The organism is Cryobacterium sp. 10C3 (assembly GCF_034314285.1).
GTDB classification, from domain to species: domain Bacteria; phylum Actinomycetota; class Actinomycetes; order Actinomycetales; family Microbacteriaceae; genus Cryobacterium; species Cryobacterium glucosi.
On the sequence record NZ_JAVIWF010000002.1, the window covers coordinates 3542943 to 3555055 of the forward strand.

The 12113-nt window shown below is 67.6% G+C and carries 18 protein-coding genes; 8 read left to right on the top strand and 10 right to left on the bottom strand.

What is annotated here, in order from left to right:
* Window positions 1-240 precede the first annotated feature (240 nt).
* Together RGU41_RS17765 and RGU41_RS17770 are read left to right on the top strand one after the other, a co-directional pair.
* Window positions 241-519 carry a hypothetical protein gene (locus RGU41_RS17765; RefSeq protein WP_322136978.1) on the top strand — a complete coding sequence of 93 codons (279 nt, stop codon included), beginning with the start codon at window positions 241-243 and terminating at the stop codon, window positions 517-519.
* A gap of 150 nt (window positions 520-669) precedes the next feature.
* Window positions 670-1086 (top strand): PLD nuclease N-terminal domain-containing protein, encoded by a 417-nt coding sequence (locus tag RGU41_RS17770; RefSeq protein ID WP_322136979.1) that lies wholly within the window; start codon window positions 670-672, stop codon window positions 1084-1086.
* Here the strand turns inward: RGU41_RS17770 and RGU41_RS17775 are convergent.
* From RGU41_RS17775 to upp, 6 genes are all read right to left on the bottom strand, one after another.
* On the bottom strand, window positions 1030-1980 hold the full coding sequence (locus tag RGU41_RS17775; protein ID WP_134562043.1) for a DNA-3-methyladenine glycosylase family protein: 951 nt from the start codon (window positions 1978-1980) through the stop codon (window positions 1030-1032). The two genes, RGU41_RS17770 and RGU41_RS17775, sit on opposite strands and share 57 nt — an antisense overlap.
* A 109-nt stretch (window positions 1981-2089) precedes the next feature.
* Window positions 2090-2260 (bottom strand): hypothetical protein, encoded by a 171-nt coding sequence (locus RGU41_RS17780; protein ID WP_166788304.1) that lies wholly within the window; start codon window positions 2258-2260, stop codon window positions 2090-2092.
* 173 nt (window positions 2261-2433) lie between these two features.
* Entirely contained in the window at window positions 2434-2625 is a 192-nt protein-coding gene (locus RGU41_RS17785; protein WP_134448813.1) for a DUF1918 domain-containing protein, read from the bottom strand.
* A gap of 45 nt (window positions 2626-2670) precedes the next feature.
* Window positions 2671-3138: a MarR family winged helix-turn-helix transcriptional regulator gene (locus RGU41_RS17790; RefSeq protein ID WP_241975294.1), complete on the bottom strand. Its 468-nt coding sequence runs from the start codon at window positions 3136-3138 to the stop codon at window positions 2671-2673.
* Window positions 3139-3445: 307 nt separating this feature from the next.
* A complete protein-coding gene (locus tag RGU41_RS17795) occupies window positions 3446-4147 on the bottom strand; it encodes a winged helix-turn-helix domain-containing protein (RefSeq protein ID WP_134448772.1) in 702 nt (233 codons plus the stop codon).
* Between the two features lie 567 nt (window positions 4148-4714).
* Complete coding sequence (gene upp / locus RGU41_RS17800) at window positions 4715-5347, bottom strand: uracil phosphoribosyltransferase (protein ID WP_134448773.1); 633 nt, start codon at window positions 5345-5347, stop codon at window positions 4715-4717.
* Window positions 5348-5380: 33 nt separating this feature from the next.
* On the opposite strand from upp, the gene tadA reads away from it, so the two are divergent.
* Window positions 5381-5860, top strand: coding sequence for a tRNA adenosine(34) deaminase TadA (tadA, locus tag RGU41_RS17805; protein WP_206750881.1), 480 nt, complete (start codon window positions 5381-5383; stop codon window positions 5858-5860).
* Here the strand turns inward: tadA and RGU41_RS17810 are convergent.
* Window positions 5829-6578, bottom strand: coding sequence for a glutamine amidotransferase (locus tag RGU41_RS17810; RefSeq protein ID WP_322136980.1), 750 nt, complete (start codon window positions 6576-6578; stop codon window positions 5829-5831). The genes tadA and RGU41_RS17810 overlap by 32 nt on opposite strands.
* Window positions 6575-7537, bottom strand: coding sequence for a cation diffusion facilitator family transporter (locus tag RGU41_RS17815; RefSeq protein WP_134562045.1), 963 nt, complete (start codon window positions 7535-7537; stop codon window positions 6575-6577). Before RGU41_RS17815 ends, RGU41_RS17810 begins: the two co-directional genes overlap by 4 nt.
* A gap of 58 nt (window positions 7538-7595) precedes the next feature.
* Here RGU41_RS17815 and proC point away from each other — a divergent pair, with 58 nt between their 5' ends.
* The 3 genes from proC (at window position 7596) to RGU41_RS17830 (ending at window position 9202) form a co-directional block, all read left to right on the top strand.
* Complete coding sequence (proC, locus tag RGU41_RS17820; RefSeq protein WP_134558650.1) at window positions 7596-8465, top strand: pyrroline-5-carboxylate reductase; 870 nt, start codon at window positions 7596-7598, stop codon at window positions 8463-8465.
* A gap of 68 nt (window positions 8466-8533) precedes the next feature.
* The gene (locus tag RGU41_RS17825; protein ID WP_134558651.1) at window positions 8534-8980 is read left to right on the top strand and encodes an ArsR/SmtB family transcription factor; all 447 of its coding nucleotides are present in this window, start codon (window positions 8534-8536) and stop codon (window positions 8978-8980) included.
* Window positions 8981-9103: 123 nt separating this feature from the next.
* Window positions 9104-9202 carry a 30S ribosomal protein bS22 gene (locus tag RGU41_RS17830; RefSeq protein ID WP_003792170.1) on the top strand — a complete coding sequence of 33 codons (99 nt, stop codon included), beginning with the start codon at window positions 9104-9106 and terminating at the stop codon, window positions 9200-9202.
* A 46-nt stretch (window positions 9203-9248) separates the two neighbouring features.
* On the opposite strand, the gene RGU41_RS17835 is transcribed toward RGU41_RS17830, so the two are convergent.
* Window positions 9249-9986, bottom strand: a complete 738-nt coding sequence (locus tag RGU41_RS17835) for an HAD family hydrolase (protein WP_134448778.1) — start codon at window positions 9984-9986, stop codon at window positions 9249-9251.
* A 53-nt stretch (window positions 9987-10039) separates the two neighbouring features.
* Between RGU41_RS17835 and RGU41_RS17840 the strand changes: the two genes are divergently transcribed.
* On the top strand, window positions 10040-10309 hold the full coding sequence (locus RGU41_RS17840) for a glutaredoxin family protein (protein WP_134448779.1): 270 nt from the start codon (window positions 10040-10042) through the stop codon (window positions 10307-10309).
* A complete protein-coding gene (locus RGU41_RS17845) occupies window positions 10306-10602 on the top strand; it encodes a Dabb family protein (RefSeq protein ID WP_322136981.1) in 297 nt (98 codons plus the stop codon). The genes RGU41_RS17840 and RGU41_RS17845 overlap by 4 nt, the downstream gene beginning before the upstream one ends.
* Before the next feature lie 121 nt (window positions 10603-10723).
* On the opposite strand, the gene aspS is transcribed toward RGU41_RS17845, so the two are convergent.
* On the bottom strand, window positions 10724-12052 hold the full coding sequence (gene aspS, locus RGU41_RS17850; protein WP_198413453.1) for an aspartate--tRNA(Asn) ligase: 1329 nt from the start codon (window positions 12050-12052) through the stop codon (window positions 10724-10726).
* Window positions 12053-12113 lie beyond the last annotated feature (61 nt).

The following is a 12113-nucleotide window of genomic DNA, read 5'->3' on the forward strand; positions in this document are numbered from 1 at the left end:
CCCGGGCGGCGGATGCCGGCGCCCACCGGCCGGGGCGTCCGCGCTCAGTCTCCGCGGGCGGTGGTCTCCTGCACCAGCGGGGCCGCGTGCACGAGGTATCCCACCCCGCGTCGGCGGGGAAGGAAGCCTGCCGCGGATCTGCGGCGACAAGGAGTCCTCCTCCCCGGTCACGACCAGACCGGCAGAACTGTTCGCCGATTCGCTCAGGCAGTGCAGCCATCTCTCGTTGATGCTCGGGGCGTGGCCGCCGGAGAACCGGAAGTAGAGCGGAATCGACGGGTTCAACCACGCCGAACTGTGACCGCCGGATTTCCCGACATCGGGCCAGGAGAGCAGGAAGCTCTCGCCCCTGCGGAGCTTCTGCACGATCACGATCTGCAGGTGAGCGAGAATCCGATCGTCGAAATCGACGATCATCCCCTTGTACATCAGATATCCCATGGCGCGCCATTCCGGATCGGCCTGAGGCCCAGCGCCATCGATGTCGCCTCGAAGCATATTGCCCAGTTATACGCGTGAGAATTCGTCACTACAACCAATTAAGCGAGCTTCTAGGCAACCTTCGGATCAGGGGAAAGACGGCGTGGCAGCGCGTGAGGGCGGGGCCGGTGGACCGGGCGTACGCTGTGCTCGTCGGCTGCCGCAGAGGGTGCCAACGGGGAGAATCTCATGACACAGGCCAGGAAGAACGTCGCGAAGCGATCGGCACGGAAACGGGCCTGGAGCGACCTCAGCCCCCGGGAGCAGACCGGGGTCCTCGTCGCCGGGTCGGTGCAGCTGGCGCTCGCCGCGACAGCATGGGCAGACCTTGTGAAGCGGCCCGCCGCACTCGTCAACGGACCCAAGCTCCTGTGGGCCGCCATCATCGGACTGAACTTCGTCGGGCCGATCGCCTACTTCGTCTGCGGCAGGCGGAAAGCACCCTCGGCAGGACCAGTGCCGGCAGCGGTCACCGTGCCCGCGGCGCCTTTGGCGCCCGCGGAGCCCGACGCGAGTCCAACGCCCGCACCGACACAGTCCGAGTCCGCCTCAGTGACCCCTGTGGTCGACGAAGGCGAGCCGGGGCCCGTGCCGGGGCTTGCCTAGGCTCCCCGAGGCCTCCAGCAGGCGGACGACCCGGTAGCGATGCGGCTGCCAGATGCGCATCGCGGAGACCATGAGCGCGTCGTCGAAGTCCGCGTCGAACAGGGTATGGCCGATCGCCCCGGCGAGGTGGTAGTCCCCGACCGAGAGCGCATCGGCGTCGCCGAACGCCCGCTGGGCGACTTCCGCCGCCGTCCACTCGCCGATCCCCGGCACCGCCCGCAGCCGCGCGCTCGCCTCGGCCGCCGACAGGTCGCTCGCCGCTTCCAGCTGCCGCGTCACGGCGAGGCAGACCATCACCGTGCGGGACCGCATCGGGTCGACACCGGCCCGATGCCACTCCCACGAGGGAATGAGCTGCCAGGCCCGTGCCGAAGGCGGCACGCGCATTCCGGCAGGTGCCGGGCCGGGAGCAGGTGTCCCGTGCGCGCGGACGAGGGTGCGGAACGAGGCCGTCGCCTGCAGGCTGATGACCTTCTGTTCGAGGATCGCGGGAATGAGCGATTCGATGACCCGCCCGGTGCGGGGGATCCGCAGGCCGGGCCAGCGCCGGTGCGCATCCCGCACGAGCGGATGCTGCGCCTCGAACCCCGAGGGATCGTCGCGCTCCCCGAGAAGTTCCGGTGCGTCCTCGACGGCCTCCCTCGCGCCCTCGCCCCACGCCTCGCAGCGAAGCTCGGTCAGGCCGGACTGGGTCAGGCGCAGGGTCGCGGGTCCCGATCGGGTGAGCGTCGTGCGCCACACGGCACCGTCCAGGCTCACCTGGAAGGTGGGGTCTGTCCGGCCCCGGCGCAAGCGGGAGAGAGTGAGCCCGACATCCGTCGGATGGGCGGGCTTCCACCGGCTCGAGCAGTCCGCCGCCCCCGGTGCGTTGTCAGGTCCCGTCGCTGTGCCCACCCTGACAGCCTAGGGACTGCGTACGACACAGGCGCGTTCCCGGAGGCTCACTGCGCTTCGGGTGCGCTCCGAACCCCGGACCCTGAACCTTCGAACACCGGGTGCCGGGTCAGTGCGCCCCGACCGTGAGGTGCTGCTTGCGAATCGGCTCGATCCGCACGCTCGTGCGTTCGCAGCCCGAGCACTTGAGCACGTAGAGCGGCAGGGTGACCTGCTTCGCGTGCGCGGCGTTCGGCGTGAGCTGTGCCGGCGAATGACAGAACGGACACGTGATCAGCATGGTTGGGTCCCCTAATCCTCTTACCCGCCACGGTTTGTAACGTGTACTTCAACGGTAGCTCTCGAAACCGGCCGTGGTACCCCCTAGACGGATGTGACGAAGTATGTATCCAAACCGAAACGAAACGTATGCCGCATGGGTGCAGGCGCGCCGGCCGACGGTTCTCAGCGGTCTCAGTCCGTGTCGGAGCGCTCGACGACGAAGTCCGTGCCCGGGTAGACGACGCTCTGGTGGCCCTCGCCGAAGCGGACGAGGTACGGCGGTTCGCCGTCTGGCCCGCGGACCTCGATGATCTCCCCGTGCTTGTCCGGTGTCTCGACCGTCCGGCCGCGAATGATGATCCTGTCGCCGATGATTGCGTGCATGGTCACGAACCTCCTGCGGCTCACGCTACGCCGGGGCGGCGGTTCTCAACAGGGCAGGTCCTCCGGCGGCGGGCAACCCGCCGGCCCGATCCGGAGCCGGTCGCACAGGGATGTGAGCTGCTCGAGCTCTTCGTTGGAGAGGGCATCGCCGAAGCGGGCCGAGATCGACCCCATGTGGTCGACTGCGACACTGCGGAACAACGCGTACCCGGCATCCGTCAGCTCGACGATCGCGCCGCGCCCGTCGTTCGGGTCGGTGAGTTTTCGGATATACCCGCGCGAGGCCAGGCGATCGATCAGGCGACTCACGCTCGGCTGGGTGAGCAGCACGTGCTGGTTCAGGTCACGCAAGCGGATGCGCCGGTCCGGCTCCCTCGAGAGGTTGAAGAGCACGTCGTACTCGTTGAAGGAGATCTCGCGGGACGGGAAATCGCTCGCGAGGCTGCGCATAATCGCCACCTGCGCGCGGAAGAGCGACTCCCAGGCGGATACTGCGGCCGCTCGATCCGTCACCGGTCCTCCTCAGTCGTGTCTTCCCAGACTAGAGAATCTACGCCAACCCTCGCTGCACGCCTCTTGGCGAATTCGCAGAAAGAATACAGCCGCACAGCTAGCTTTCCGTTACCGGTTCGTTATATATTCGTTGTGCGTCAACCGTTTGCTGTGGCGGAAGACGCGAAATGTGATTGCAGGACACTCTTGGTGCAAGGGAAGAGGGTCGGTCGTTAAGCCTCTACGACCGGCCCTCAATCACGTTAACGGCCCGTCCGCGTCATGAACCCGCCGCTCGTCGCGCATCGCGCACGGCCGGGGAGAAGGCCTAGAAGATGTCGGGGCTCGGCGTCGTCGACTGGCGGATGGAGACATCCGCGTGACGGTCGAAGCGGTAGCCGACGCCACGCACCGTGCGCACGATGTCTTCGTAACGGCCGAGCTTGGCGCGCAGGCGGCGGACGTGCACGTCGATGGTGCGCTCGTTGGGTGCGTCGTCCTCATCCGCGGCGTCCCAGAGCTTTTCGATGAGTTCGGCACGCTCGATGGTGCGGCCCTCACGCAGCACGAGGTACTGCAGGAGTTCGAATTCCTTGTAGGTCAGCGCCGCGGTCTCGTTGTCGAGCACCACGCGCTTGCGGGAGATGTCCACGACGACGCCGCCGGCGGCGCGGTCCGGGTCGGCCACCGTGCGGTGGCGGGCCAGGGCGGCGGGGTCCTGGAGGGCGAGGCGCACGACGTCCACGTCGCGACCGCCGGCACCTGCCGGCGCGAGCGCCACGGCGGCGTGGGTTTCCGCGTTCGGGGCGAGTTCCTCGGTGAGGGCCTTGAGCGCCTCGACGATGCGGTGCAGCGAGGTGCCGGCCGCGGCGGCCTTGGCCTCGTCGATGCCGACGTAGAGGACGAAGCCGCGGGCCTCTGTGCCCTCCGGCACGGCGCGGATGCGGGGAGCAGCGGGGGCAGGCGCCAGGGCGAGTGCCGGGCGGGCGTTGTGGATGGAGCGGGCGGTGTCAATGTGTGCGAGCGACATGGCAGGAGTCCTTGGGAATGATGATGCTGGGGTGAACCCGGCGCTCTGCGCGGTTGTGGGTTCGACAATGGCCGTTGCGACCGGGTGCGGAGCGTACGAAAGGCTCCGGGAGTTCAACCGACTGACTCAGAACCGCTCAGTGCAGAGGCACGGGGTGCTACTGCGCGGGGTTCGGAGGCGAGAGGGGAACTCGGCGATGATGTCGCGATTCAGCGGCACATTCGGCAACACTCGGCGCGCATGCCGGGCATCATCATGCCGGCATTCCCAAGGGCCTCGAGGGCGGTCAGGGGGCGGTGAGGGGTTGTCATAACTGTGAGTAAAGCCCACTGTTACGGCGTGTGTCAACTTTGTGACGCAGGAAGCCAGGAAACCTGCTGCATCACGTTCGCCCCGGTCGGGTCGAACGGGAGGATCCGTGCTCGATGGGCACTTCATCACATGTTCCTCGATGGAAAGGCACTTCATCAAAGATTCGTGAAAGTACTGCGCTGCGACGCCCGTGTGTCGCAGGACCTGCGTGTTCCGCCGGCGTGGTCGCAACCGGCGGAACGGGTGGACTGTGCCCTAGACGAGTCCGTACAGACGGTCGCCGGCGTCGCCGAGTCCGGGAACGATGTAGCCGAGCTCGTTGAGGCGTTCGTCGACGGCGCCGAGAATGATCGACACCTCACGACCGGGGAACGCCGCCTCGACGGCGGCGAGACCCTCTGGCGCCGCCAGGATGCAGATGGCGGTGACGTCGACGGCGCCGCGGTCGAAGAGGAACTTGATGGCCGCGATCAGCGAGCCTCCGGTGGCGAGCATCGGGTCGAGCACGAAGCACTGGCGGTCGGAGAGGTCGTCGGGCAGGCGCTCGGCGTACGTGGTCGGCTGGAGGGTTTCCTCGTTGCGGGCCATTCCGAGGAAGCCGACCTCTGCGGTCGGCAGCAGCTTGACCATGCCCTCGAGCATGCCGAGGCCGGCGCGCAGGATCGGCACGACGAGCGGCTTCGGGTCGCTGATCTGCACCCCGTGGGCCAGCCCGACCGGGGTTTCGACGGTAATGTCTTCGACCCGCACCCCGCGGGTTCCCTCGTAGGCGAGGAGCGTCATCAGCTCCTCCACGAGGGAGCGGAAGAGCGGTGAGGAGGTGCGTTTGTCCCGCAGAACCGTCAGTTTATGGGTGATGAGCGGATGGTCGGCTACATGGACTCGCATAGGCTCAATCTACTAGCTGGGGGAGGTATCCGGATGGGCGAGCAGGCTCGCGAGCACCGCGAATGGATGCGGCTTGCCCTCCGGGAGGCCCGCGCGGCCCTCGAGACGGGTGACGTCCCGGTCGGCGCGGTCGTGATCGATGCCTCCGGTGTCGTCGTCGGCCACGGCCGCAACGACAGGGAGGCACGGCAGGACCCGACCGGTCACGCCGAGATCGTCGCCATCCGGGCCGCGGCCGCCGCTCTCGGCGACTGGCACCTCACCGGCTGCACTCTGGTGGTCACGCTCGAGCCCTGCGTGATGTGCGCCGGCGCGATCCTGGCCGCGCGGATCCCGGTCGTCGTCTTCGGCGCCTGGGACGAGAAGGCGGGAGCAGCGGGCTCCGTGTACGACGTGCTGCGCGACCGCAGGCTCAACCATCGTGCCGAGGTCTACGCGGAGGTCGACGCCGAGGAGTGCGGCGCCCTCCTCCGGGAGTTCTTCAGCGATCCAGCCCGTCGAGCCATTCGCTGAACAGCGCGCGGGACGCATCCTGCATCGTCCCGGCGTAGAGGTCGCGCTCGGCGCGCAGCGTTTCCGGGTCGAGGCCGGCCGCGGTGACCTCCGCGGCCGAAGCGCGCAGCCAGACCTCGTGCATGGCCGGTGTCACTTCGGGGTGGAACTGCACCGCGAGCGCCCAGTCGCCGATACCGAACGCCTCGTTGCCGTACTGCGGCGAACCGGCCAGGCGTGTCACGCACTCCGGAAGGTCGAAGGTGTCGCTGTGCCACTGCAACACCGGGACGCCGGCCACGTGGCGGAGCGGCCCTGTGGCGCCGAGGCTCGTCGGTTCGACCGTGCGGAAGCCGATTTCGTTGGTCGGCCCGGGGTAGACCCTGGCGCCGAGCGCGTTGGCCATCAGCTGCGCGCCGAGGCACACGCCGAACACCGGGCGCTCGGCGGCGAGCCGGTCCTGCAGGATCGTGATCTCCCGGGCGAGCGCCGGGAATCGGTCGATCTCATACGCGCCCATCTCCCCGCCGAGCACGACGACGAGGTCGGCGGAGGTGGGGTCGATCGTGCTGAGGTCGTCGCTGAGGATCTCGACGTAGGTCACGGAATAGCCGTGCTCGTGGAGCACGGGCTCGAGGTTGCCGAGATGGATGGTGGCGTCGTGGCGCAGCACGAGTGCCGTCCGCGTCCCAGCGACCGGTGCGGCATCCGTCGCCGGCGCGGCAGGCACTGCGCTCATTCCCGGCCCCGGATGATGATGGTGTCGGTGAGCGGGCCGTGCTGGCTCGGGTCGTGGAACACGTCGGGCTCGAGATAGATCGCGCGGGCGCTCGGCATCGCCGCCCGCACGCGTTCCTCGATCACGTCGATCGACGCCGCGACATCCGAGAAGCGCAGCTCGGCGTCGAACGCGAGCTTCGCGGCCACGAGCAGTTCGTCCGGCCCGAGGTAGAGCGTCTTCATGTGGATGATGCGCTGTGTCTCCGGGCCGTTCAGGATCGCGCGCTGGATCGTCGCCGTGTCGGTGGGTCGGGCGCCCTCGCCGACGAGGAGGCTCTTCGTCTCGATGCCGAGCACGATCGCGACGAGCACGAGGAGCACACCGATGCAGATGGTCCCGATCGCATCCCAGATCGGGTCGCCGGTGACGATGGTCAGGCCGACGCCGAGGAATGCGAGCACGAGGCCGCTGAGCGCCGCGACGTCTTCGAGCAGTACGACGGGCAGCTCGGGGGCCTTGGCGTGGCGGATGAACTGCACCCAGGTCTCCCCGCCCCTGGTGTGGTTCGACTCCTTGATCGCGGTGCGCAGGGAGAACGACTCGAGGCCCATCGCCACGAGCAGCACGAGGATCGGCAGCCACGGCACGTCGAGGTGGTGCGGGTCCTGCAGTTTCTGCACCCCTTCATACAGCGAGAAGACGCCGCCGATGGAGAACAGGATGATCGAGACGACGAAGGCGTAGACGTAGCGTTCGCGCCCGTAGCCGAACGGATGCTCCGTGTCGGCGTCCTTCCGCGACTTACGGGCTCCGAGCAGCAACAGGAGCTGGTTGCCGGAGTCTGCGAGGGAGTGCACGCCCTCCGCGAGCATCGAGGACGAACCGGAGAACGCCCAGGCGATGAGTTTTGTCGCGGCGATGCCCAGGTTCGCACCGAGTGCAGCGATGATGGCCTTGTTCCCCGAAGATGCGCTCATGCAGCAATTCTAGGAGGCCCCCGAGGCTGCGAAACGCCCCGAAAAGTAGACTGGCTGCATGACCGAGACTGCCGCCACCGCGGTGCCCCCCACCGTCCTGCCCACCATCGCGTTCCTCGGAGCCGGATCGATGGCGCGCGCCGTCCTGACCGGGCTGCTGACCCCCGCCGTGACGGTCGAGGGCGGCATCCGGGCCACCAACCGCACCGCGGAGAAGGCGGCAGAGCTGCACGACCTGCCCGGGGTCACCGCCTGGGCGACCGCGCTCGATCCGGACGCCAACCGCACAGCGGTCACCGGGGCGCGCATCGTCGTCGTCGCCGTGAAGCCGGCGATGGTGCCAGACCTGCTCCGCGAGATCGCGTCGTCCCTCGCGCCGGGCACCCTCGTGGTGAGCGTCGCGGCCGGCGTGACGATCGCCACATTCGAGGCGCTGCTGCCGGCATCCGTCGCCGTGATCCGATCAATGCCCAACACCCCTGCCCTCGTCGGCAAGGCCGTGACCGGCCTGAGCGCAGGCAGCCGTTCCACGGCGGCCGACCTCGACCTGGCCAGGGCCCTGTTCGGCACCGTCGGTTCGGTGCTCGTCGTCCCGGAGGACAAGCTCGACGCCCTGAGCACGATCAGCGGCTCCGGCCCGGCATACGTGTTCTACCTGATCGAGGAGTTCACCCGCACCGCCATCGACAAGGGGTTCACGGCGGAGGAGGCCGCGATCCTCGTCAACGGCACCTTCCTCGGTGCGAGCACCCTCCTCGCAGCAAGCCCGCTGTCGCCGGGCGAACTGCGCCGCCAGGTCACGAGCCCGCACGGCACCACCGAGCGCGCGGTCTGGGAACTCGAGAAGGGCGGCCTCAAGGAGCTCTTCGACCGGGCGACGGATGCCGCACTCGCCCGGGCGCGCGAACTCGCCGCCCCCACCGACTGACCCTGTCCCGGACAGCCGTTGCGGGCCCTTCCGTAGTATCCCTTCGTGGGAATGACTAGCCTAAAGGTATGGCAGACATCTTCGGCGTGGTGGCGGACTCGACTCGACGCGAAATATTACGCATTCTCCTCGAGCGATACAACCAGTCCGGGGCGGTCGGCGGCGAGCTCAGCGTGTCTGACATCGTCGTGCAACTCGGCCTCAGCCAGCCGACGGTCTCCAAGCACCTCAAGGTGTTGCGCGAGGCGGGACTCGTCGGCGTACGTGAAGCAGGGCAGCACCGTTATTACCATCTCGACTATGCCCCCCTGGAGGAGATCGAAGACTGGCTGATCCCATTCCTGAGCGTCGATTTTGATGCCGCAACGGAGGAGGAAGCCGAAGAGGCCGAGGGCCTCAAGGAAGAACAGCGGGCGTTCGCGACCGCGATCGGCAAGGTCTTCGCCGATACCTCATTCCAGGTCGCGCATGCGGTCAAAGACGTTAAACCGCGCAAATGGCGGAAGAACGAATAGAACAACCAGCAGTACTCGACCGGCAACCGCCGACCGAGCGTCGAGTGTCGCGCTTATCCGCTAGACTGGCACTTTCGTGTCTGTCGCGAATCTCGCGGCGAAATCAAATCTTGTGAGGTCCGTGTGGGTTCTGTAATTAAGAAGCGACGCAAGCGTATGGCGAAGAAGAAGCACCGCAAGCTGCTTCGTAAGACCCGCCATCAGCGTCGCAATAAGAAGTAGGACGGCTTAGCCCGTCCCCAAGCGTGAGCGTTAGGTCCTTCCGGGCCTAGCGCTTTTTGCTTGTGCGGACGCGGTTCGCGCGCGCCGCCCGGCGGATGCTCGCGCGCTTCATCCGCATCACGGGCCAGTCGCGCGCCGCCGCATACCGCGCGAGCGCAGCGTCCGGGTTGACCACCACCGGGTGGCCGACGAGGTCGAGCAGCGGAATGTCGTTGTGGGAGTCTGAGTACGCCCAGCAGTCGGCGAGGTCGACGCCGCTCGCCGCGGCGCGTGCCCGTGCCGCCTCGGACTTCAGGGCGCCGTGACAGACCCCGGCGGTCAGCCGACCCGTGAAGATGCCGTCGTCTGCCTCGAGCACGGTTCCGAGCGCGCCCGTGAAGCCGAGGCGCTCGGCGATGACGTCGGCGACCTCCTGAACGCTCGCGGTGAGCAGCCAGACCTCGTGGCTGTTCTCGAGGTGCCGTCTGGCCACCGCGACCGTCTCCGGCCAGAGCCGGCGGGTGAGCTTCGTGTCGAAGATCTCCTCGCTCAAGCGGATGAGCTCGGCCTGTTCGAATCCCACGGCGACCTCGAGGGCACGCAGCAGCACCGTGGAGAGGTGATCGCGGTTCTCGCCGACCGCGAGGAACCGGGCCTGCTTCCAGCCGAAGGAGGTGATGTCCCTGCGGGTGATGATCCCGCCCCGCCACGCGGCGACGCCCAGATGATAGAGGCTGGCCCCTCGCATCAGGGTGTTGTCGACATCGAAGAACGCGATGGCGCGCGGGGGAGTGGCTTGGAACATCTCCCTTGGAGTCTAGTTGGGTCACCATGCCGTCCCCGGCTTAGGCTGGGTGCATGGCTACTGCACTGCTCACCCTGATCGGGAAACCCGGATGTCACCTGTGCGACGATGCGCGTGAGCTCGTCACGGGTGTCGTCAGGACCCTGGACGGCACACCGGGAGCGCCCGAGATGGCCATCGAAGAGCGTTCGATCCTCGACGACGCGGCCCTGAGCGACCTGTATCTGGAGGACATCCCCGTGCTGATGATCAACGGCACGGTGCACAACTACTGGCGGATCGATCCCGACCGCCTCCGCACGGCCCTTCTGGCCGTGAAATGATCCGGCACGTGGTGTCGTGGCGGCTCGCCGCGACCGAGCCCGCCGCACGTGCGGCCGATGCGGCCGCCATCGTCGAGCGCCTCGAGGCCCTCGTCGGCGTCGTCCCAGAGATCCGCACCCTGCAGGTCGGCACGGATGTCGTCGGGAGCCCCAACTGGGACGTCGTGCTGATCGCGGACTACGAGGACCTCGACGCGCTCGCCCGCTACCAGGTGCACCCGGCCCACGAGGCCGCCGCGGCGTTCATCCGCTCCGTCGCCGCCGAGAAGGCAGCCGTCGACGTCCAGTTCTGACCCGTGCGGTTCTGAGCCGGCCGGAAACGCCGAAACGCAGGAGCTCCGGGCTGCTGAGGCGGTGTGAGCCTCAGGGCGCCGGAGCTCCTGCGTTTCGTTGTGCCGCTTGGACCCCGGCGACCTACGGCTCGAGACGGGTCGGGCCGCGGAACAGGTAGGTGACCTCGCGGATGCTGGCCTGGTGCAGCATCAGCATCAGCACCCGGGCGAGGCCCATGCCGAAGCCGCCGTGGCTGGGAACGCCGTAACGGAAGAAGTCGAGGTAACCGCCGAGCTCTTCCGGGTCGAGGCCCTTCTCGATCGCCTGGGCGGTGAGCACGTCGATGCGGTGCTCACGCTGCGCGCCGGTCGAGATCTCGGTGCCGTTGAAGATCAGGTCGTAGCTGTTGGTGATGGTCTGGTCGTTCTCCGGACGCATGTGGTAGAACGGGCGGATGCTCGCGGCGTAGTCGGTCAGGAACACGAACTCGTGGCCGTAGGTCTCCAGCACGTACGCGGCGATCTGGCGCTCGCCCTCCGGGTCCATGTCGTCGTCGTCGCGCGGCACCTCGTAGCCGCGACCCTTGACGATCTCCTTGGCCTCGGCGAGGGGGATGCGCGGGAAGGGCTGGGTGGGAACCGTCACCTCGACGCCGAACAGGGCCAGGACTTCTTCGCCGTGCTTGGCCTTGACGGCCGTGAAGCCGGCGACGAGGAGCTCCTCGTGCAGCTGCATGACGTCTTCGTGGCTGTCGATCCAGCTGATCTCCGCGTCGACGCTCGTGAACTCCGTCGCGTGACGGCTCGTGAACGACGGGTCGGCGCGGAACGCCGGTCCGACCTCGAAGACCTTGCCGAAGCCGGCCGACTGGGCCATCTGCTTGAAGAACTGCGGGCTCTGCGCGAGGTAGGCCTTGGTGTCGAAGTACTCGACCTCGAAGAGTTCGGCCCGGGACTCGCTCGCGCTCGCCATCAGCTTCGGGGTGTGCAACTCGATGAAGTCGTGTTCGATCCAGTACGTGCGGAGTGCGTGCTCGAACGTGGTCTGGATGCGGAAGATCAGGTTCTGCTTCGGCTGGCGCAGGTCGAGGAAGCGCCAGTCGAGGCGCTTGTCGAGGCTTGAGTCTGCGGCGATCGGCGTCTCGGGGATGGCGGCGGTGACGACCGTAAGCGTCGCGAGCTTGATCTCGATCCCGCCGAGCTTGACCCGTTCGTCGTGCTTGAGCTCACCGGTCACGGTGATGAAGCTGCCCTGGGCGAGCGTGGAGATCGTGGAGGCCGGCTCGTCGGCGACGACGGCACCGTCGGCATCCGTCGTGCGGGGGTTCACGAGCTGCACGGCACCCGACTCGTCGCGCAGCACGACGAACTGCACCTTCTTCTGGTCGCGGACCGTGTCGACCCACCCCGAGACCGTCACGGTTCCGTTAGAGAGGGCGGCCAGGTTCTTGATCAATACGCGCGAAGTCACCGGATAAGTTTAGCGGCACCGGCTCTCGGCTAATTCATGGGCACCTCCTCCGTAGAATGAG